Below are 20,987 nucleotides of genomic sequence, written 5' to 3'. Positions count from 1 at the left end.
CGGGCGGGGCGGTAAAAGCCATTACACATCAACCGGCTTATTTGCCGAGACGCGTCACACCTTCTTCAATCAGTTTGGCTGCTTTTTCAGCGCCTTCCCAGCCGGTGACTTTAACCCATTTGCCTTTCTCAAGGTCTTTATAACGCTCGAAGAAGTGCTGAATCTGATCGCGCAGAATTTGCGGAAGATCTTCATGGGATTTGATATCGGTGTAATATGGATCGATTTTATCGTGCGGTACACAGATCAGTTTTTCATCCTGACCGGCTTCGTCTTCCATCATCAGTACGCCGATCGGACGGGCGCGGATAACCGAACCGGCGACGACAGGCTCGCGGAACATGACCATGGCATCGACCGGATCTCCGTCAAGGCCAAGAGTGTTCGGGATGAAACCGTAATTGACCGGGTAATACATCGAGGTATGCAGGAAACGGTCAACGAAGACAGCACCGGAGTCTTTGTCGACTTCGTACTTGATCGGCCCGCCCTGCGGGATTTCGATGACGACGTTAACGTCCCAAGGAACATCTTTGCCAACGGCAATCTTGCTGAGATCCATGTGGGAAAATCCCTTTCATTCTTTGATCAAATGCCCGTTTCCGGGGTGATGGCAACGCACTGACACCCGAGAAACCCTAGGGTGCGGTAAATTATGGGGCCCCTTTTATCGCGAAATCTGTGCCGTTCCAAGAGCCGGTATCGGTTCGACAGCCTTATGCGGAAGCAGCAATCGGGATGAGCGCGCTTTTTCTTGGCTGGAACCGGTGAATATCTGCTTCAAGCTCTTTGAAATAAGCACCGTTATTTGACTTGTTTGCATGTCGCTGCCCAATCGAACGTCCGTGATAAAGGTGAAGCACAGGTGAGCTGTATTCGACAGATTTCCGTCTGACTCCTGACCGGATCATGCGCAACACAAAATCGGAGTCTTCCAATCCGTGTCCTTCGTAGGCTTCGTCAAATCCACCGATTGCCAGAATGTCGTGACGAAAAGCCGCGATGTTGCAGCCTTGTGCTTTTTTCCAGCAATTTTGATGAGCCCAAAGACTCTCATCTTTTTGCGGGATTGGCATGAACTGAAAGGGGCGATTGCATTGCCCGGAAAGGCCCAGTATGAACAGAAGGGCACGAGGCCATTTATGGAATGCAAAGCGCTTTTCCATAACCAAGTTGGTGAATCGTCGCTTGAGGAAAACGCGTTTTCCTGTGACAAAACAACCTGGTTCGGCTGCTTTGCGGTGACTTGATACGAAATCGGGCATGAGGCAGCAATCACCGTCGGTAAAGACGATAATGTCACCTTCTGCGATGTTGATTGCGCCGTTGCGGACTCGTGACAGGCGATAACCGATGTCTTCCTGCCAGAAATGCTTGATTGGTACCGGAGACTTTTGCTGCAAACGGGCAATGGTTGTTGCTGTTTCCGGACCGGACCCGTCATCGGCCACGATCACCTCGAAATTGCTGTCTTTCTGGTCGATCAGCGATTGCAAAACCATTTCAAGCGCTTCGGGCCAGTTATAGGTCGAAACGATCACAGAAACCTTATGCACGTAATTCCCCCAATTACAGTAATGCATAGAACCAGTGTCCCCGGTGGTTCTTGATGCAGGAGCCAATTTTCGCTCCGTTTGGTCAATTATAAAAAAGTTGTAACTCACAAAATCGTATATCACATGAACACGTTACCAATTTGTGTTCATTCATGACTTTTCGGAGTTGTCACAATAGTAGCTCCATGCATGAGAAATCATTTCGCGTGGGTCTGCGTATCTTGGTGTCCAGTTTAACAATGATTTCGCCTTTGCCGGGTTGGCAATCAGCCTTGCCGGATCACCGGGGCGACGTACCGTAGTAGATATCGGAAATTTGCTACCAGTCACTTCTTGGCAAAACAACAAGATGTCACTTACGGAACAACCTTTTCCAGTTCCGATATTCACGATATCAAAAAAGGAATTCGTCTGAGCGATCAGATAATCAAGAGCCCTGATATGGGCTGCTGCCAGATCATCAACATGAACGTAGTCACGAATGCAGGTTCCGTCGGGCGTGTCATAATCGCTGCCGAATATTTTTAGACCATTTCTCTGTCCGGCAGCTGCCGAGAGTGCCAACGGGATAAGATGTGTTTCAGGATTATGCCTTTCACCTGCACGGCCAGCAGGATCGGCACCGGCAGCATTGAAATAACGCAAGGCAATGGCGCGGAAGCCATATATTGAGCAAAAGTCTGCGAGCATTGTTTCGATCATCGCCTTTGAGCGACCATACGGATTTTCAGGTCGAACTGGCAGGGTCTCGTCAAGCATTTCCAGATTGGTATTGCCATATACGGCTGCGGTTGACGAAAAAACGATTTGCCAACATCCATGCTGCCGCATCGCTTCAAGCAGGTTAAGGGAGCCGGCTGTATTGACTTCGTAGAAACTGGCTGGCTCTTCCATCGAAAGGCCCGCCTCAATCAAGGCAGCCATATGAATGACCGCAGTTGGCCGGAATGTTTTGAAAGTATCATCAAGAGCGGCGCGGTCGCGAATGTCCGCGCGAACAAAGGGAATATCGTTGGCGAGTGCATCACGATGACCGTTTGACAGATTGTCTAGAACGACAGGTTGATAACCGCTTTCGCGCAATTTCAAGCAAATATGGGAACCGATATATCCGGCTCCGCCCGTTACCAGTATTTTTTCCATACAATCCGATGCTCTTTTCAATATCCCGGCGCGTTGTTTAGGTGGCATCGGGAGAAATATAAGGGAATGCTTAGGTTATTTCTTGAGCATTTTACGTTTCAGCGATGCCGTATGCGGGTTGATCAATTCGCGGATCCAGTTGGCGGTCGCGATTACAGCAGGGTCTTTTTCCCTAGCCGGGCGTATGAGTAGCCGGTACCACCAGTGCGATACGAAATCGGGGAAATTAAGCGGTACCAGTTCGCCGCGGTCAACAAAGTTGCGCGCAACGACATCAGTGCTGGCGACGATCCCCTGACCAGCGCGAGCGGCTTCGAGTGCCCAGATGTGATGGCTGAAGGTCCAGCAATCATCGAGCGAGAAGGTTGCCTGATCAAACCAGTTTGCAATCTGGGAAAATTGTTCGCTATCGCTGTCGATCAGCAGGATATCGCGTGGGCCGAGTGAACCGACATTGATATTGCAAGGATCAAGCCCGCGCTTTTCCAGCCATTCCGGCGCGGCAAAAGCATTGTAAATTTCGGGTGTGAGAAGTTCCGTGACCCAGCCATCCAGACCCGGCAAATCTTTTGGCGCGATCTGAAGCGCGATATCAATTTCCAGCGGATCGAGATCATCATCAAATTCGATTTTGCGAAACTGGACAGGGATGTCGGAGGGCATGCGGGCCTGCAGGCCGCCAAGCTCGTTCAGCAAAACCGTCAAGGCAGGGGTTGCCAGTGCACCGATGCGGATTGCCTTTCCCTTGTCCGGGCCAACTTCCCCGGTTATGTCGGCAATGCCGTCCAGTGCCTCGGTTAGACGGGGCAGTAGCTGTATTGCCGATTTTGTTAGACTTAAACCACGTCCCTTGCGGACAAACAGGACAACGCCGAGGCATTCTTCGAGTTGGCGAAGCTGATGACTGATCGCACTTTGCGTGACATGCAGTTCTTCGGCTGCCGCCTTAACACTTTGGTGGCGGGCGGTGGCTTCAAAGGCGACAAGCGCGCGTAATGGGGGCAGTTTGCGGCGCATCGAACATTTCCGTAGGACAGGGTTTTTATGGTTCGTTCCTGTGTAGCAGGCCTGAAAGTGGTTTGGGGCAAAAAATTCTCATCAATCGCTGAAAAGTCCTCATTCGTATTTTTCAATTTTTGCGGGCACACTGATGAATGAAAAGGGTTTCCGGCTGATCAATAGATAGTCTCCTTGCGCCACCCCGCAGCAGTCTCCCCGCTGTCGGAAACCCCCTTTTTACTTCAGTGATCAGGATCAAAGGTAATGACCGGGACGCTTTTGCGCCTCAGCGGTAATTTTCGCGGCGTTTTATGGATGACAGCGGCGATGGCATCGGGCGTTTTTGTCGATGTCTGTGCCAAGCTGGTATCCCATGATGTGCCGACCGCACAGATCCTTGCCATGCGTGCGGTAACCACAGTGGCTGTATTCTTGGTCATCCTGACGTTTATCGGTACCCGGACGATCCGGACAAAGCGGCCTTATGCCCATCTGGCACGCGGGATGTTGTGGTATGGATCGCTGTTTTTTGTGTTCTTTGCGCTTAGGCAGATGAGCATTGCCGAGGTCAACGCCTATCTGTTTATCGAAGCATTGCTGACCGTGATGCTGGCGGTTGTGATCCTGGGTGAAAAGCTGACAGCGCGCAAAGTGACTGCCACCCTGCTTGGCCTTGTAGGTGTCTGGGTGATGTGTGTGCCGAAGATGGACGGGTTTGGCGTGCCGCTGGGCGTTGCCGCCGCTCTGATCGGGGCGTTCTGTTTTTCCGCCCAGACGCTTTTTGCCAAAGTGATGACCCGGACAGAGACGAATTTTTCGATGCTGTTCTGGCCACAGATTGTTGCCATTGTCATCTGGGTGCCGGTCGCGGTTATCATGTGGCAACCAGCCGCCCTTGCTGACTGGCTTTATTCCGCCGGGGCAGGTTTTTTTGCCATGCTGACCAATTATATGGTCCTGCGTGCTGTCCGGGTGGCCGATGCCAGTGTCATTTCACCGGCGGCTTATACGGCCTTGCCGTTTTCGGTAGCGATGGATCTGATCTTTTTTGACATGGTGCCCGTGCCCGTCATTTTTATCGGTGCAGGGATTGTTGTGCTGGCGGTTGCCTTGCTTGACTATAAAGGCGGCGCAAAACCGGTACCTGTTACTCCCGCCGGGCATGACAATGACGATGATGACAGCAAGGTCGCGACGGCAAAGGTTTAGCGCACACCCGGTTATGTCCAATGCGGGTATGCGCGATTTTCTCAGTTGATTCCTGAAGATGTATCGCCATGCAATTTGCGGGAATCGTCCGGTGTTTGCGCACGTTCATGCATTCCGTAGTCACGCATGACATAGGCGACACGCAGCCGATAATCATCGAAAATCCGGTTGCGACCTTTGCCTTGGGCAATGCGGTGTTCACCGACATTGCGCCAGGCCATGACGGCCTCTTCGTCGCGCCAGAAGGACAGAGATAAAACTTTTCGCGGCTCGGTAAGGCTTTCAAACCGTTCAATCGAGATGAACCCGTCGATGGTTTCAAGGATCGGACGCAGGTCACCGGCGATCGAGAAATATTCGTCACGGTACTGTTTGTGGGGTAGTACTTCGAAAATGACCGCAATCATGGCTTGATCAGCTCCGCATGCGGGGTGGAAGCGATTTTGAAGAACTGGCGTTCTTCGCGCAGGATAAACTTTTCGCGTTGGGCGAACTGATAGTTTTTACGGCCCAACGGATCTTGCGAGAGGCGTGCGCGATACGCTTCATATGATGCCAGATCGGGCAAATGATAGACACCATATGCGGTCGAGATTGATCCTTCGTACGGGGCGAAATAGCCGACCAGATTGGCCCCGCAACGAGGGATTGCCTCACCCCAGTTCCGGGCATATTCAACAAAGGCGTCCTTTTTGTAAGGATCGATTTCATAGCGGATAAAACAGGTGATCATTTTCAATTTCCATGGATGGTTGATTGTTTCAGTATTTCGAAGAAGGTGATGTGGATGCCTGCCAGAAGCTGGGCGGCAGATTGATGATGGCGACGCCGACGAGCGTGCAGAGGATACCGGCAAGAACAGGCGGGCTTATGGATTCGCCGAGCAAAAGACTGCCTAGTAAGACGCCGATCCCGGCACGCAGATAGCTTTGGCTGGCAACCCCGATTGATCCGAGCGTGCGCAACAGCCGAAAATAAATCAGCAAGGCAATTGCGGTACAAAAGACCGACAGGGCAAGCGTTGCCAGAATGGTGGGTGTTGAAGGTGTTATGGCCCAGGGTTGATCCAGCACCAGACTTGCCGGGACCAGAAAGATGCTGGCCCAGATCATGGTTGCTGCGGCGGTTACCGTCGCTGGCAGGGAATTGAAGCGTTTGCCATAGATCGCAGCCCCGGCATAAAGGATCGCCCCGGTAATAACAGCGAGTTGCCCGCCGAGATGTAGCCCAAGCCCGGTAAGCGCACCGGGGCCGACAATCAGCACTACACCCGCGATGCCAAGACACGCACCGGCAAGACGAAACCGGCCAATCCGTTCATGTCGTGTCAGAAGGGCCGTGATCAGGAATACAAAAACCGGTGACGTCGAATTCAGCACACTGGCGAGGCCGCTTTCGACATGTTGCTGTCCCCAGGCTAGGACGGTCCATGCGCCGAGGCTGTTGAAAACCGACTGTATCAGCAACATGCCGATAACCTTGCCGTCACGTGGAAAATGTTCGCCACGCCAGGACATGATGGCAAAAAGAAACAGTGATGCGATGCCTACCCTGATTGCGATCAGGGTGACCGGCGGGATATCGGTCAGCGCGATTTTGATAAACAGATACGACGACCCCCAAAGCAGGGCGAGCACGACCAGCAAACCGATTTCAAGGGGCAGCGATATTTTGGGCGGTGTCATTCGGATCTCCGGGCAGGGACAATACCGAACAGATAACCGATTGCTGGTGGTCAATGCTTCGATTAACATCGAACTATGAAAGAAGGACCCGATATTGCCCGCGTGGCTGCATTGCTTGGCGATCCGGCCCGCGCGAACATGCTGACCGCTCTGATGAGTGGCCGCGCCCTGACTGCTGCCGAACTTGCACAAGAGGCTGGTGTGACGCCCCAAACGGCAAGTTCGCATCTGGCAAAGCTTGAAGCCGGGCAGATCGTTACCCCGCGCAAACAGGGGCGGCATCGTTATTTCACGCTTTCAGGCCCAGATATTGTCGAGGCACTAGAAGTCCTAATGGGGATTGCCAGCCGGGTTGGCCATAACCGGGTGCGAACTGGCCCGAAGGACCCGGAATTGCGCAAGGCGCGAGTCTGTTACGATCATCTGGCTGGCGAAATGGGAGTCGCCCTTTTTGCCGCACTTGAAGAACGTGAACTGATCGCCATTGATCATAATGGTGTGATGCTGACCGATGCAGGGGCGGATTTTGCCGCCGGGTTTGGCATTGATCTTATGGCGTTGCGCAATACGCGTCGGCCGCTATGCCGAGAATGTCTGGATTGGAGTGCACGGCAATCACATCTGGCCGGGGCATTCGGGGCGGCATTATTGAACCGGTTCTATGAATTGGGTTGGGCGCAGCGCAGCCGGGACTCGCGTGTGGTCCGCTTCAGCCCGGAAGGCGAAAAGCAGTTCCACACGCTTTGTGACGGTCAGGAGCCTGCGGCAGGAAGAATCAGTTGAGATGATCCCCTAACCCTGCCTCAAAGGCTTTGGGCGAGTTCTTCAAGCTGATCGGCACAAATGCCCCAACCTTCATGAAAGCCCATTTCCTCGTGCGCCTTTCGGTCTTCTTCGGACCAATGGCGGGCGATTGCGGTGTAACGGGTTTTATCGCCTTCATCGGCAAAGGTGACGATTGCGGTCATGAATGGCTTTGCCGACGGGACCCACGCACTTGTATAGGCGTCGGTCAGGACGATCTTTTCATTTTCAACGATTTCAAGATAGATACCCGGATTGGGGAATTCATCGCCTTCGGGGTTTTTCATAACAATCAGGGTTGATCCACCGGGGCGAACATCCAAGTCGACCCGGGCGATAGTCCAGGGTTTGGGGACAAACCATTGTTTGAGCAATTCGGCATCGGTCCAGCAGCGGAAAAGTTTTTCGCGCGGGGCATCAAGCAGTCGGGTCAGACTCAGTTCATGTGTTTCCGGTTTAAAATTCATGATGGCGCTCCTCTTCTGATTGAGGAGGTAATTTATCAGCCGATCAGTGACGAGACAAATGATGGAACGATTTCACTGGCAGCTCCATAGCTGCTGTACTCAAACAATGTTGCACCATTGCTTGGCTCCAGATTGAGTTCTAAGGTTTCAGCACCTGCTTCCTCGCGGGCCATCTGCACAAAACCGGCTGCCGGATAAACATTGCCCGATGTTCCGATCGAGATGAACAGGTCGCAATCGGCCAAGGCAGTATAAATGTGTTCCATTTCCAGCGGCATTTCCCCGAACCAGACAACATGCGGGCGCAGTCCGCCCGACTTGGCGCAGGACGGGCAGGGGATGCCCTGATCGAGTGGCTCGGACCAGTTGGTCAAAAGATCACAATGATTGCAGCGGATTTTCAGCAACTCGCCATGCATATGGATCAGGTTTTTTGACCCGGCCCGGTCATGCAGATCGTCAATATTCTGGGTTACCAGAAGCACATCACCTGGCCATTCTGCTTCGAGCCGGGCAAGAGCCAGATGTGCCGCATTGGGTTGAACGGCCGGATCAAGCAAGCCTGCGCGCCGGTCATTATAGAAATTATGCACCAGATCGGGATTATTGATGAACGCCTCGGGGGTTGCGACTTCAGAAATGTCATACCGTGCCCATATGCCATCGGGATCGCGAAAGGTATGCAGGCCGCTTTCCTTTGATATCCCGGCTCCGGTCAGAACGACAATCGGGGCAGCATCAGCCCGCAGAATATCGATAATATCAGGGCGAAGTGGCATGGTGGTTTCCATTTGAAATGTTGCAATTGGCTCAGCCTAGCGCCAGATCGCACAAAATGAAACGGCCCCGCCGCATCTGTGGCAGGGCCGTTTGTAAAACCCGATCCGCTAAAACCGGTTTGTATTCTGCTTTTTAATCCGCCAACTGATCAGGCGGATGTGTCGATGTTGCTGCCCGGTTCCTCGCTTTTTGCGGTTTCCTGACCAGCCGGGTTTTTGGTAACCCCAACCATTGCCGGACGCAGCAGACGTCCTTTGAGCACATAACCCGCCTGCATTACCTGGGCGACATGGCCATCGGGATAGGCGGGATTCGGCATTTCGAACACGGCCTGATGCTGGTTCGGATCAAGCTTTTCACCCAGCGGTTCCAGCTTTTCGATGCCATTCTGCTCGAACGCTTTGAGCAGGGACTTTTCGGTCATTTCGACACCGTCAATCAGGGTCTTCATTGCCGGGTCGGCATTGGCATCGTTGCCCGCGGCTTCAAGAGCACGGCGAAGGTTATCGCCAACATCAAGAAGATCACGGGCGAATTTTGTGACGGCATAGTTGCTGGCGTCTTCGACGTCTTTTTTGGCGCGGCGACGGGTGTTTTCCACCTCTGCGGCGGCGCGCAGCAGACGATCCTTCAATTCGGCAACTTCGGCCTCAAGTACGGCAACGGGATCAGCATTCGCAGTTTCGCCGCCTTCTGCTTCGGCATCCGTCGCCTCTGCTGCGACATCTTCAACGGCAGCTTCGTCTGCGCGAGCAGCGCCGCTCAGATCTTCCGGGTTATTCTTTGCGGTTTCCGACATGGCTAACCTGTACCTTCAATTTGTGTGGCCTGACACGCAGCGCCAACGTTTATCCAATCAGTCGCCCGACCAGCTTGGCGGTGTAATCGACCAGCGGAATGATCCGGGCATAATTGATCCGGGTCGGTCCGACAACCCCGATTGCGCCCACAATGCTGCCTTCGGTATTCTGATAAGGCGAAATCACCATCGAAAGTCCCGATCCGCCGAACAATTTATTCTCGGATCCGATGAAAATCTGCACCCCTTGGGCAATCGTGGTGACATCAAGCAATTCAATCATCTGATCGCGTGCTTCGAGCACATTAAACAGCCGTCTGACAGTTTCGAGCTGTTCGATCGTGTCGATATTTTCAAGCAACTGCGACTGGCCCTTGACGATCAGGGACGAACCCTTGACCCCGCCTGCCCATGTCGCAAGCCCGGCATCAATCAGGCCTGCCGATAATTCGTCAAGTTCCTGTTTGATGCGGTCGCGTTCGAGACTCATCAATTGCCGGGCGTCATCAAGTGTCTTTCCGGCCAACCGGGTATTTAGATAGTTCGACGCTTCTGTCAATGCCGAGGTCGGCAAATCGGGCGGAACATCAAGGATACGATTCTCGACATTGCCAGTTTGCGACACCAGAACGGCAAGAACCTTGCCCGGTGAAAGGGCAACAAATTCAATCTGCTTTAAACGGATGCCATCGGTTTTCGGTGCAACGACAAGCCCGGCACATCGTGACAGGCCCGATAGCATGCTGGTGGCTTCGCCCAGCATCTGATCAAGCGAATAGCCCGCCTGTTCACAATTCTTGGTCAATTGATCGCGTTCGGCATTCGGCAAATCGCCAACTTCCATCAGGGCATTGACGAAAAGACGCAGGCCTTTTTCGCTGGGTAACCGACCCGCCGAAATATGGGGAGCGACCAGAAGTCCCATTTCTTCAAGATCGGACATCACATTGCGGATGGTTGCCGCCGAGAGATTTTCCGACATGCGGCGTGCAATCGACCGCGAGCCAATCGGTTCGCCGGTTTCGACATAGGCATCGACGATCTGGCGAAAGACTTCGCGGGATCGCGCATTCATATCGCCCAATAATGTGTCGTCAAACAGCGCCATGTCCAACCTGTCAAAACCAAATGTGTTGCGTGGAATTTAGTGAGGTGTCAGGCAGGCGTCAATGAAGCTGGCAGATTGAAATGGCTGCCATCCGATACCCAAAGTTGGACACGGATCAGCAACCCGATCTTGAAACCCGTTGAATTCGTCTCGAATCGGGCTTGGTCACGGTTTTTTCGATCACAGGCGGGAGATGTTCCTGCCGGGTTTTTGCCGTTATTTTCCGGGAAACTGCTGGACCTTTGTGGAGATGCTCAGTAGCTTTGGCCGCAATTTCAGCTATCGTTGATCAGCCGCAAAGGCCGATCCGACCCAGAACAAAGAGGTTTAGACCCCATGCGTCCATCCGGCCGTAATTTCGATCAGCTTCGCGACGTTTCCATCGAAACCGGTGTTTCCAAATATGCTGAAGGCTCCTGCCTGATCAAATTTGGGGATACCCATGTGATTTGTACCGCGACGGTTGAGGATAAGGTGCCGGGCTGGATGCGCAATTCCGGCAAGGGCTGGATCACTGCCGAATACGGCATGCTGCCGCGCGCAACCGACAGCCGTATGCAGCGCGAGGCCGCGCGCGGTGGTCAGTCAGGACGTACTCAGGAAATCCAGCGTTTGATCGGTCGTTCGATCCGTGCGGTGGCAGACCTCAAGGGCATGGGCGAAATGCAGATGCGCCTTGATTGCGACGTCATTCAGGCCGATGGCGGTACGCGCACCGCATCAATCACCGGGGCCTATGTTGCGGCCCATCTGGCGTTTCAGGGGGTGCGTCGCCTGGGTTTGATCAAGGAAATCCCGTTGATCCAGCCGGTTGCAGCAATTTCCTGCGGGATTTATCAGGGCGAAGCGGTGCTTGATCTTGATTACGCCGAAGACAGCAATGCCGGAGCAGACGCCAATTTCGTCCTTGCTGGCAATGGTGGCATTGTCGAAGTCCAGGCGACAGCCGAAGATGTGCCGTTTGATCGTTCTGCTTATGACAGGATGTTTGAACTCGCTGAAAAAGGTTGCAAAGAACTGTTTGCCAAACAGCGTGCGGCCATCGGTCTTTAAGAATTTCTTCGGGCGGGGCATTTGCTGTCTCGCCCGGAACTGCGTCTGTGTTTCCCACCCGTCCCCGTCTTAACGACCCGACTATCTCAGGCAGCATCATGGCCCGTCGCTTTACGGAAAAAAAACTCGTCATCGCCAGCCATAACAAAGGCAAGATCAAGGAAATCGCCGAATTGCTCGATCCGTTCGGTATCGAAGTGATTTCAGCCGGTGATTTGAACCTTCCCGAACCCGAAGAAACCGAAAACAGCTTTATCGGCAATGCGCAGTTAAAGTCGCTTGCAGCGACCCGGGCTGCGAATTTGCCGGCTTTGTCCGATGATAGCGGCATGGCTGTTTCGGCTCTTGACGGGGCGCCGGGCATCTATTCGGCCCGCTGGGCTGGGCCGGACAAGGATTTCGACATGGCGATGGAAAAGGTCCAGAACGGCATTGGTAACCATCCTGACCGCCGGGCGGCTTTTATCTGCGCCCTGTCGCTGGCTTGGCCCGATGGCCATGTCGAGAATTTTGAAGGTCGGGTCGAAGGTGAAATTGTCTGGCCGAAACGTGGCGGACATGGTTTTGGCTATGACCCGATTTTCCAGCCGAAGGGTTATGATCAGACCTTTGGCGAAATGGACCCGGCAAAGAAGCATGAAATGAGCCATCGGGCGGACGCGTTCCGCCAATTGGTCAGGGCTTGTTTCGAGTAAGGATTTGGCGGTTAAGCTGCCTGCATCGAACCTATGCACGCATCGCTGATGTAACCATCGGCGGTGCGTGTTACTTTATCCGTCTTTCCCGCAGTCGAAGATCGAGAACCGCGTGTCCCAAGCAAACGCAGAAGCTGTCCCTTTTGGCATCTATATCCATTGGCCGTTTTGCCTGTCGAAATGTCCCTATTGTGATTTCAACAGTCACGTTGCGGACAAGGTTGATCATGCGCGTTGGCGGGCTGCCCTTCGGGCCGAACTGGCGGCGGGAGCGGCACGTCATCCTGGACGCACTGTTGGGTCGGTGTTCTTTGGTGGTGGCACGCCATCGCTTATGGATCCGGAAACGGCAGGGGCATTGATTGCCGATATCAAAACTTTCTGGCCGGTAACCGATGACATCGAAATTACGCTGGAAGCCAATCCGGGAACAGTTGAAATCAACCGGTTTTCCGCTTTTGCGGCCAATGGCATCAACCGGGTGTCGATTGGTATTCAGGCGCTGAATGACCGCGATCTTAAATTTCTGGGGCGGGTGCACAATTCGGCGGAAGCCATGCGTGCCCTTGATGTTGCGGCCAATGTGTTTGACCGTTTTTCGTTTGATCTGATTTATGCCCGGCCCGAACATGATCCGAAAGCATGGCGTCGGGAACTGCGCGAGGCACTTGATATCGCGCGCGGTCATATCTCGCTTTATCAGCTGACGATCGAACCGGGTACGCAGTTCTATACTTTGCATCAGCGTGGTGATCTTGTGGTACCCGACGAAGATCTTGCGACCGATCTTTATGAAATCACCCAAGAAGAAACCAGCGCCGCCGGTTATGGCTGCTACGAGGTTTCCAACCATGCCCGTCCGGGGCAGGAAAGCCGTCATAATCTGGTGTATTGGCGTTACGGTGACTATCTTGGTATCGGGCCAGGGGCACATGGTCGCGAAGCGGTTATCCAGCCTGATGGCAGCACAAAACCGATGGCGGTACGACGTCATCGCGCGCCGGACATCTGGCTGGACCGGGTGGAAAAGCAGGGGCATGGCACGCAGGAAGAAATGGCGTTGGCAGCCGATGAACGTTTGATCGAAATGGTGATGATGGGGCTGCGCCTTAATGAAGCCATTCCAACCTTGCGCTTTGAACGGATTATTGGCAAAGGTCCGCGTGAAGCACTGGATTCGGAGAGGCTTGAGACCCTGATTGTTTCTGGCGACCTGGTTTGTGACCTGTCCGGTTTGCGCGCAACCGATCAGGGGCGAAACCGTTTGAACGGGGTTCTTCGATACTTGTTCGACCATTCGGCGTGATGTGGGACAGGTGTGAATTTCAGGAATTTTCCTGTGTTTCGTTGCTGTGACCGGCTTTAACGGAACCGTTTCGCAAAACCGTCAAAAAGGTTGTTGACACTGGAATTTGGCAGCGTATATTGCGCCCCGTTCCGGCGGGTTCCGCTGGGCAAACACCACAAGCCCCTATGCCCAGGTGGCGGAATTGGTAGACGCGCTGGCTTCAGGTGCCAGTGGCCGCAAGGTCGTGGAAGTTCGAGTCTTCTCCTGGGCACCATACCCCAGTACACCCGACGGTGTGCTGGGGTATTGTCGTTTCGGGATTTGGCAAAAGCCTTGCTGCACATGACTTTTGCGTCGCGGCTGACGGATGGCTGTGTTAAGACGGCTGGATACCCGTATAACAGAGAGTTGAGATGTTTTCTTCTCGCCCTGATGGCATGGCACCTGACGTTAGTTTCATTCTGCCGGTCTATAACAAGGCGACCGCCTTGCCATATTTTTTCACGAGTCTGCTTGCGCAGCAGGGACAGTTTTCGTGTGAGGTAATCTTTATTGATGATGCATCAACGGATGCATCCCGCTCGATACTGGACAGCTTTGTGGCAAAGCATGATTTTGTCCGGGTGATTTCCAATGATACCAATGCTGGTCCTGCAATCCGGCTTAATCAGGGAGCGGCACAGGCGCAGGGAAAATACCTTGCACTGTTTGATTGTGATGAGTTGCTGGCCCCCGATGCGATTGCGGTGATGCTAGAACTGGCACGCGATCATGACGCCGACATGGTGCATGGCAAGGGACGAAAAACCGACGCGCCAATCGAGCAGGCAAAAGCCGGGATGATCGGCAGTGATATTGATGTAAAGATATTTGATGATGCCTTGGATCGCATTTTGGGGCGGGGTATGGTGCGGATGACATGGCTGGTGGAACGAGTGTTGTTCAACCAAGCGGGAGGATGCGATCCTGATATATTTATTCAGGATGAATCTCTGCCGCTGCGCTTGTCGTTACATGCGCGTCGTGTGATTGATGCCAACATGGTCGTGACCAGTATTCCCGATGCGGGAAGTCACCTTTCGACGAATAAAATGCAGCAGCATCACGACCGCTTTTTAACCTATGCGAATTTTTTGCGCGAGCATCCGGAGATAGCATCTGACAAGCGTTGCAAAATATTTGGCAAGTGCATTTCGGCGGCACGCAAGGCGAAACGTGATGGTGCACCCTTCGATACACTTGATCTCGAGCTTCGTTATCTGGCACATAAAATTGGCTTTGGTCGGAATGACCCGGCGGACTTGAGACGTTTTGCATTTGTTTTCCAAAATCTTTCCGGCATCAGGAGGCCGATCAAACCGTGATGCGGTGGTTCTCCTTTGTATCTGAGAAAATCTCTATTCAGTCGGGATACAAAACATGCGATGCGGTGTCTCTTTTGCATCGCGAGGCTGCGGATGCTGTGTTAAGACAGGGCCAAACCAGCATTCTGGAGAATTGCGATGACCAATTTCCTCCATCACGGAGATTTGCCCGACGGGCTTGATCTTGGCAAAGTCGTTGCCATTGACAGCGAAACGATGGGCCTTAATCCGCACCGCGATCGCCTGTGCGTTGTTCAGCTTTCGGCTGGTGATGGCGATGCCCATCTGGTGAAGTTTGACGGGGAAAATTACGAGGCGCCCAACCTTAAGAAGCTTTTGGCTGATCCGTCGGTTCTGAAGCTGTTTCACTTTGGGCGGTTCGATATCGCCGTGATGGACAAATATCTCGGTGTCCGTTGCGCACCTGTCTATTGCACCAAGATTGCATCGAAACTGGTGCGTACCTATACCGACCGGCACGGCCTGAAGGATCTGGTGCGAGAACTGGTTGGCGTTAATCTGGACAAGCAGCAGCAAAGTTCTGACTGGGGATCGGCCGATCTTTCAGACGAACAGATTACCTATGCTGCATCCGATGTGCTGTATCTGCATAAGGCCAAGGAAGAGCTTGATCGTCGTTTGGCCCGGGAAGGTCGCACCGAACTGGCACAGGCCTGCTTTGAGTTCTTGCCGACACGGGCGACGCTGGATCTGTCGGGTTGGGAAGAGACGGATATTTTCGCGCACTAAACCCACCCCTTTTCCAGCCGATTTTGTCCGTCAAATTTTTGCGTTGCAGGCCTGCGGTGTTAATTCTGTGTAAACAGGCTTCGGGTATGGGAATTGACCATGTTGAAGCGCAGGTACATATTGGTTTTCATGGCTTGCCAGCACAGATATTCCCGCCCATCTCTTCCCTGTGAATATTTCTGGAATGCTTTTGCAGGGAAATGAAAAAGAAACCGATGACAGTGACCCCCAAACTGCAAAACACACCCGAACCGGCAACGGAAAAGGATCTTGAAGTCGCCCGCCGGGTTTTGGCGATTGAAGCCGATGCGCTGCGCGATCTTTCGGAATCGCTGAATGGTGATTTTTGCAAGGCAATTGATCTTATTGAAAGTCTTGCAGGGCGTCTGGTCGTGACTGGCATGGGAAAAAGCGGTCATATCGCAAAGAAAATTGCTGCGACCTTCGCTTCCACCGGGACGCCATCCTTCTTTGTCCATCCGGCCGAAGCCAGCCATGGTGATCTGGGCATGATCGGCAAGGACGATGCGGTGCTTGCCCTGTCGAATTCAGGTGAAACGCCGGAATTGTCCGACATCATTGCCTATACCAGACGCTTTAACGTCCCGCTGATCGGGATGACCCGTCGCCCGGAAAGTTCGTTGGCAATGCAGTCCGACTATCCACTGATTCTGCCCAACAGTCCGGAAGCATGCCCCAACAAACAGGCGCCGACAACATCAACTACAGCGATGCTGGCGTTTGCCGATGCACTTGCCGTTACGCTGATGGAGCGCCGCGGCTTTAGTGCCGATGATTTCCGCACATTCCACCCCGGCGGCAAGCTGGGGCAGCGGTTGCTGCATGTAAGCGATGTCATGCATGGTGTTGCCGATATTCCGTTGATCGGCGAAGACGCCCTGATGTCCGAAGCATTGGTGATCATGACCGGAAAATCGTTTGGCTGTGTCGGTGTGCTTGATGTTGATGGCAAGATGACCGGTATCGTGACCGATGGTGATTTACGTCGGCATATGTCGGACAATCTGGTGGCCATGCGGGTTGCTGACGTTATGACGCGCAACCCCAAAGCAACCAGATCCGATCTTCTGGCGGTTGAGGCGCTTGCCGTTATGAATGATCGCAGCATCACTGCCCTGTTTGTTGTTGACGATATCGGCAAACCGGTAGGGCTTGTTCATATCCATGACCTTCTGCGTCTGGGGGTTGCGTAATCCATGAGCGAGGATCGGAAGGCAGAGGTCGAACGGGCGGCGCGCACGGCGCGCATGAACGATCGCCTGCCGTCCGGTAGGCGCGATGTGCAGATCAATCCGTTCCGCCGAACGATTGTTAATATGCTCAAGCTGGTTCTGCCGCTGATTGCGGCAACGCTTGTCGCCCTTGTCGTGTTGTGGCCTCAGATCGAAAAAGTTCAGGAAAGCGGTTTTCGGCTTGGTTTTTCGACCACGCCCGACGATCTGATGGAAAATGTCACCATGAGCAATCCACGCTTTTTTGGCGTGGACAGCAACCGACAGCCCTTTACCGTGACGGCCAATGAAGCCGTCGAACAGCCCGAAAACGAAGACCGTCTGGCGCATGTGCGGCTGGATGCACCGCAGGCTGATATCACGCTTGAGGACGGGTCCTGGATTGCATTGACCGCGGATACGGGGTTCTATACCGAAAGCGACGAGCTCCTCGATCTGGTCGGAACCGTGAATATGTATCACGATCAGGGGTTTGAAATTCATACCGAACAGGCCGAGATTGCATTGGGTAACGGAAGTGCCAAAGGCAATGAACCGGTCGACGGGCAGGGTCCGTTTGGAACGATCAAATCAGACACCGGTTTCGAGCTTGAAGACAAGGGGGCGGTAATCCGCTTTTTGGGAAATGCTCGTCTGGTGATTTTCGATAGTGCATTGAAAGGGAAGTCATGATCGCAATTGCGCCTTTTGCGATGCGCCGTTTTTTGATGGCAGCAGTTTTGGGTGGTGCGGTGATGGTTCCGTACGGGGTCGCCTATGCCGATCCGCTCGGTCTAGCCCAAAGCGGCGGTGGCGGGCTTGAGGTCGAGTCCGATAATGGTATTGAGTGGCGTCGCAACGAGCAGGTTTTGATTGCACGTGGCAATGCAGTTGCCAAACGCGGCAATTCGCGTGTTGATGCCGACGAACTGCGCGCGCTTTATCGTGATCGTGACGGACAAAGCGAGATTTACCGCATTATCGCGACCGGAAACGTCAAACTGTCATCGGAAACCGACGTCGCGACCGGTGATCAGGCAATTTATGATATTGACGATGCGGTCGTCGTGTTGACGGGTGAAGATCTGCAGTACAAAACGCCGACCGAGACGCTGACAGCTGAAGAAAGCCTTGAATACTGGGAAACAGAACGAATGGCAGTCGCCCGTGGCAATGCGGTTGCTGTTGCTGATGACCGCACTCTTCGGGGGGACGTGCTGACAGCACGGTTCGAGATGGGCAAGAACGGTGAAAACGAGCTGAGCCGGATTGATGGCAACGGAAACGTTACCATTCGCACACCAACGGACTTTGTGGTTGGCAATCAAGGCGTTTACGATGCGAAAACGGGTATCGCAACCCTTGTTGGATCGGTTAAGATCACACGCGGCGAGAACCAGTTGAACGGTGATCGTGCTGTAGTTGACCTGAATACGGGGGTCAGCCGATTGACCGCCAACGGAAATGGCGATGGCAAAAGTCGCGTCCGCGGCCTGCTTGTGCCGGAAAAAGACGAAGAAAACAGCCCGGGTCAATCCGGGAATGGCAACTGACGAAGGGTCGGGAATTTGTTCTGGTCGCGCAAAAGCGGAAAATCCGACAGCACACATGCAAACAAGGCTGGCAGTGGCAGTAATGCGTCCTCCGGCACCGGCCCGCGACTGGTAACAGCCAACAAGGGGCTGGTTGCGCACAATCTTGGCAAAAGTTTCAAGAAGCGCCCGGTGCTGAAAGATGTCTCGATGTCGGTTCAGCGTGGTGAGGCGGTTGGTCTTTTGGGGCCGAATGGAGCAGGCAAGACTACCAGTTTTTACATCATTACCGGCCTGATTTCCCCGGATCGGGGTAATATTTCGCTGGACGGGCGGGATATCACCATGATGCCGATGTATCAGCGTGCCCGCATGGGAATCGGTTATTTGCCCCAAGAAGCATCCATCTTCCGCGGTATGACTGTCGAGCAAAACATCATGGCCGTGCTTGAGGTTGTCGAGGATGATCGGATCAAGCGCGAGCAGAATCTCGAAGATCTTCTGGCCGAATTTGCCATTGAGCATTTGCGCCGGACTCCGGCCCTTGCCCTGTCGGGCGGGGAACGCCGCCGTTGCGAAATCGCACGTGCCCTTGCAGCCCATCCGAATTTCGTTCTGTTGGACGAACCGCTGGCCGGGATTGACCCGATTGCAGTCGGTGATATTCGCGATCTTGTACGTCATCTGAAAGATCGTGGCATTGGGGTCTTGATTACCGACCACAATGTGCGCGAGACTCTGGACATCATTGACCGGGCATATATCTTGCATGACGGTCGGGTTTTGATGGAAGGTGGTCCCGATGAAATCGTCAGGAATGACGATGTCAGAAGGGTTTATCTGGGCGATCGTTTCAGCCTTTGATGAAACACCTGCTTCTTGGGGGGTTCGGATTGACACGGGGTAGTTCATAATGGCCCTGAAGGCGCGGCTTGATCTTCGTCAGTCCCAGTCTCTTGTTATGACGCCTCAATTGCAGCAGGCGATCAAACTGCTGCAATTTAACAATATCGAGCTTTCCAATTTCATCGATAGCGAGTTACTGGAAAACCCGCTTCTGGAACGTGTTGATCCCGGTCAGACTTTTGCCGAAGAAGGCGATGGCGCGGTTGGCAACGGCGATCAGGGCATCGATTCCCGTACAAACGATGATTTTTCGGATCGCGAGGACCGTTTCGGTACCGACCGGCTGACATCCAGTGAAACCATGAGTGACGGCGATTCCGGTCCGCTCGATTGTGCCCCGGACGCCCTTTATAATGGCGAAGGTGATATCAGCTCCGATGGTTCCACTGTTGCCGGAAATCATGATTATTCGGCACCTTACAGCGGTGGAACAGGTGGCGGCAGTAGCGAAGATTTACCAGGGCTTGAACAGACTCTGGCCGATCAAGCAACCCTGAGACAGTTGCTTGATGATCAGCTCAACATTGCCTTTGCCGATCCCGTATCACGCATGATCGGCAGTTATCTGATCGATATGCTTGATGAAAGCGGTTATGTGGCAGGGCCACTGGAAGAAGTTGCCGAGTCCCTTGAATGCGATATGAAGGATGTGTTGCGTGTGCTCGCAGCCATGCAGGGATTCGAGCCGGTCGGCATTTTTGCCCGTAATCTTGCAGAATGCCTTGAGTTGCAACTCCGTGAACGTAACCGGTTCGATCCGGCAATGGCGGCTTTGCTTGCCAATCTGGATCTGCTGGCTCGGCGTGAATTTGATCGTCTGCGCCGGATTTGCGGGGTCGATGCTGACGATCTTGCGGATATGATTACCGAAATCCGTACACTTGACCCGCGTCCGGGGCGAACAGCTGATGGGGAACCGGCAACGCCGGTAATCCCGGATGTTTTGATGCGTGCGGCCGGAAATGGCGACTGGCATCTGGAACTAAACAGCGAGGCATTGCCGCGTGTTCTGGTGAATGAGGATTACGCCGTACAGATTGGGCAGGGGGTGCGGAACCGAGAGGAACGCAGCTTCCTGAGCGAGAAGCTCCAGAATGCGAACTGGCTGGTAAAGGCCCTGCATCAACGTGCAACTACGATCATGAAGGTCGCAAGTGAGATCGTACGCCAGCAGGACGGATTCTTCAATCACGGCGTATCGCATCTGCGTCCGCTGATCCTGCGCGATATCGCCGAAGCAATCGGGATGCACGAAAGCACGGTATCACGGGTGACCAACGGCAAGTTTATGGCGACCCCGCGTGGCATTTATGAACTGAAATATTTTTTCACCACTGCAATTTCGTCTGCGGACGGGGGGGATGCGCATTCTTCTGAATCTGTTCGGCATCGCATCAAGTCATTGATAGATGGGGAAGATCCGAAAAAGATTTTGTCCGATGACAAACTTGTCGAGCTGCTTCAAAAGGAAGGGATCGACATCGCCCGCCGAACAGTGGCAAAATACCGCGAAGCGATGAGAATTCCCTCGTCGGTCCAGCGACGGCGCGAAAAAAAGTCGCGGGTTTCCTAGCCGGTCAAACACTGCAAAATATACCCTAAGGTGTTGTATATTAA

General features: G+C 53.5%; 23 protein-coding genes and 1 tRNA gene. 13 read left to right on the top strand and 11 right to left on the bottom strand.

From position 1 onward, the window contains the following. Nucleotides 1–37: 37 nt before the first annotated feature. The 4 genes from ppa to J7395_RS05020 form a co-directional block, all read right to left on the bottom strand. A complete protein-coding gene (ppa, locus tag J7395_RS05035) occupies nucleotides 38–562 on the bottom strand; it encodes an inorganic diphosphatase (protein ID WP_062950116.1) in 525 nt (174 codons plus the stop codon). 154 nt (nucleotides 563–716) lie between these two features. Beyond that, a complete protein-coding gene (locus J7395_RS05030; RefSeq protein WP_247741962.1) occupies nucleotides 717–1,622 on the bottom strand; it encodes a glycosyltransferase family 2 protein in 906 nt (301 codons plus the stop codon). Between the two features lie 84 nt (nucleotides 1,623–1,706). Then, entirely contained in the window at nucleotides 1,707–2,699 is a 993-nt protein-coding gene (gene galE / locus J7395_RS05025; protein WP_209220719.1) for a UDP-glucose 4-epimerase GalE, read from the bottom strand. Nucleotides 2,700–2,774: 75 nt separating this feature from the next. Next, nucleotides 2,775–3,716 carry a LysR family transcriptional regulator gene (locus J7395_RS05020; protein WP_062960411.1) on the bottom strand — a complete coding sequence of 314 codons (942 nt, stop codon included), beginning with the start codon at nucleotides 3,714–3,716 and terminating at the stop codon, nucleotides 2,775–2,777. Between the two features lie 246 nt (nucleotides 3,717–3,962). Here J7395_RS05020 and J7395_RS05015 point away from each other — a divergent pair, with 246 nt between their 5' ends. Next, the gene (locus J7395_RS05015; protein WP_209220718.1) at nucleotides 3,963–4,907 is read left to right on the top strand and encodes a DMT family transporter; all 945 of its coding nucleotides are present in this window, start codon (nucleotides 3,963–3,965) and stop codon (nucleotides 4,905–4,907) included. A gap of 41 nt (nucleotides 4,908–4,948) precedes the next feature. Here the strand turns inward: J7395_RS05015 and J7395_RS05010 are convergent, their stop codons facing one another. Genes J7395_RS05010 through J7395_RS05000 form a run of 3 tightly spaced genes read right to left on the bottom strand, consistent with a single transcriptional unit; the run spans nucleotide 4,949 to nucleotide 6,592 of the window. After that, entirely contained in the window at nucleotides 4,949–5,314 is a 366-nt protein-coding gene (locus J7395_RS05010; RefSeq protein WP_209220717.1) for an antibiotic biosynthesis monooxygenase, read from the bottom strand. Further along, the gene (locus tag J7395_RS05005; RefSeq protein ID WP_209220716.1) at nucleotides 5,311–5,640 is read right to left on the bottom strand and encodes an NIPSNAP family protein; all 330 of its coding nucleotides are present in this window, start codon (nucleotides 5,638–5,640) and stop codon (nucleotides 5,311–5,313) included. The genes J7395_RS05010 and J7395_RS05005 overlap by 4 nt, the downstream gene beginning before the upstream one ends. Nucleotides 5,641–5,668: 28 nt before the next feature. Further along, nucleotides 5,669–6,592: an EamA family transporter gene (locus J7395_RS05000; RefSeq protein WP_209220715.1), complete on the bottom strand. Its 924-nt coding sequence runs from the start codon at nucleotides 6,590–6,592 to the stop codon at nucleotides 5,669–5,671. 75 nt (nucleotides 6,593–6,667) lie between these two features. Here J7395_RS05000 and J7395_RS04995 point away from each other — a divergent pair, with 75 nt between their 5' ends. Continuing rightward, nucleotides 6,668–7,375 carry a winged helix-turn-helix domain-containing protein gene (locus J7395_RS04995; protein WP_114109279.1) on the top strand — a complete coding sequence of 236 codons (708 nt, stop codon included), beginning with the start codon at nucleotides 6,668–6,670 and terminating at the stop codon, nucleotides 7,373–7,375. Between the two features lie 20 nt (nucleotides 7,376–7,395). Here the strand turns inward: J7395_RS04995 and J7395_RS04990 are convergent, their stop codons facing one another. The 4 genes from J7395_RS04990 to hrcA all read right to left on the bottom strand — a co-directional run bounded on the left by J7395_RS04990 (nucleotide 7,396) and on the right by hrcA (nucleotide 10,550). Continuing rightward, nucleotides 7,396–7,863, bottom strand: coding sequence for an SRPBCC family protein (locus J7395_RS04990; RefSeq protein WP_209220714.1), 468 nt, complete (start codon nucleotides 7,861–7,863; stop codon nucleotides 7,396–7,398). A gap of 35 nt (nucleotides 7,864–7,898) precedes the next feature. After that, on the bottom strand, nucleotides 7,899–8,642 hold the full coding sequence (locus tag J7395_RS04985; protein WP_209220713.1) for an NAD-dependent deacylase: 744 nt from the start codon (nucleotides 8,640–8,642) through the stop codon (nucleotides 7,899–7,901). A gap of 149 nt (nucleotides 8,643–8,791) precedes the next feature. Further along, on the bottom strand, nucleotides 8,792–9,442 hold the full coding sequence (grpE, locus tag J7395_RS04980; protein ID WP_062960417.1) for a nucleotide exchange factor GrpE: 651 nt from the start codon (nucleotides 9,440–9,442) through the stop codon (nucleotides 8,792–8,794). A 49-nt stretch (nucleotides 9,443–9,491) separates the two neighbouring features. Then, on the bottom strand, nucleotides 9,492–10,550 hold the full coding sequence (gene hrcA / locus J7395_RS04975; RefSeq protein WP_062960418.1) for a heat-inducible transcriptional repressor HrcA: 1,059 nt from the start codon (nucleotides 10,548–10,550) through the stop codon (nucleotides 9,492–9,494). Between the two features lie 336 nt (nucleotides 10,551–10,886). Here hrcA and rph point away from each other — a divergent pair, with 336 nt between their 5' ends. The 11 genes from rph to rpoN all read left to right on the top strand — a co-directional run bounded on the left by rph (nucleotide 10,887) and on the right by rpoN (nucleotide 20,943). Continuing rightward, complete coding sequence (rph, locus tag J7395_RS04970) at nucleotides 10,887–11,603, top strand: ribonuclease PH (RefSeq protein WP_062960419.1); 717 nt, start codon at nucleotides 10,887–10,889, stop codon at nucleotides 11,601–11,603. A 98-nt stretch (nucleotides 11,604–11,701) separates the two neighbouring features. Beyond that, nucleotides 11,702–12,298: an RdgB/HAM1 family non-canonical purine NTP pyrophosphatase gene (rdgB, locus tag J7395_RS04965; protein ID WP_062960420.1), complete on the top strand. Its 597-nt coding sequence runs from the start codon at nucleotides 11,702–11,704 to the stop codon at nucleotides 12,296–12,298. Nucleotides 12,299–12,410: 112 nt separating this feature from the next. Then, a complete protein-coding gene (gene hemW / locus J7395_RS04960; protein WP_209220712.1) occupies nucleotides 12,411–13,604 on the top strand; it encodes a radical SAM family heme chaperone HemW in 1,194 nt (397 codons plus the stop codon). Between the two features lie 169 nt (nucleotides 13,605–13,773). Further along, nucleotides 13,774–13,860 (top strand) — tRNA-Leu (locus J7395_RS04955). A gap of 139 nt (nucleotides 13,861–13,999) precedes the next feature. After that, nucleotides 14,000–14,950: a glycosyltransferase family 2 protein gene (locus J7395_RS04950; RefSeq protein ID WP_247741961.1), complete on the top strand. Its 951-nt coding sequence runs from the start codon at nucleotides 14,000–14,002 to the stop codon at nucleotides 14,948–14,950. A gap of 138 nt (nucleotides 14,951–15,088) precedes the next feature. Further along, on the top strand, nucleotides 15,089–15,700 hold the full coding sequence (locus J7395_RS04945) for a ribonuclease D (protein WP_062950142.1): 612 nt from the start codon (nucleotides 15,089–15,091) through the stop codon (nucleotides 15,698–15,700). Nucleotides 15,701–15,915: 215 nt separating this feature from the next. Continuing rightward, nucleotides 15,916–16,914, top strand: coding sequence for a KpsF/GutQ family sugar-phosphate isomerase (locus tag J7395_RS04940; protein ID WP_247742033.1), 999 nt, complete (start codon nucleotides 15,916–15,918; stop codon nucleotides 16,912–16,914). Between the two features lie 3 nt (nucleotides 16,915–16,917). Then, nucleotides 16,918–17,625, top strand: coding sequence for an LPS export ABC transporter periplasmic protein LptC (gene lptC, locus J7395_RS04935; protein WP_062950144.1), 708 nt, complete (start codon nucleotides 16,918–16,920; stop codon nucleotides 17,623–17,625). Beyond that, nucleotides 17,622–18,485: an LptA/OstA family protein gene (locus J7395_RS04930; RefSeq protein ID WP_209220711.1), complete on the top strand. Its 864-nt coding sequence runs from the start codon at nucleotides 17,622–17,624 to the stop codon at nucleotides 18,483–18,485. The genes lptC and J7395_RS04930 overlap by 4 nt, the downstream gene beginning before the upstream one ends. A 15-nt stretch (nucleotides 18,486–18,500) precedes the next feature. Beyond that, complete coding sequence (gene lptB / locus J7395_RS04925; protein WP_097051825.1) at nucleotides 18,501–19,328, top strand: LPS export ABC transporter ATP-binding protein; 828 nt, start codon at nucleotides 18,501–18,503, stop codon at nucleotides 19,326–19,328. Nucleotides 19,329–19,377: 49 nt separating this feature from the next. Then, nucleotides 19,378–20,943, top strand: a complete 1,566-nt coding sequence (rpoN, locus tag J7395_RS04920) for an RNA polymerase factor sigma-54 (protein ID WP_209220710.1) — start codon at nucleotides 19,378–19,380, stop codon at nucleotides 20,941–20,943. The last annotated feature ends 44 nt before the right edge of the window (nucleotides 20,944–20,987 follow it).

It is taken from the genome of Thalassospira sp. A3_1, from assembly GCF_017744215.1.
GTDB lineage: Bacteria > Pseudomonadota > Alphaproteobacteria > Rhodospirillales > Thalassospiraceae > Thalassospira > Thalassospira lucentensis_A.
The sequence above is the reverse complement of the archived record's forward strand: the minus strand, read 5'-3'. Positions and strand labels throughout refer to the sequence as shown.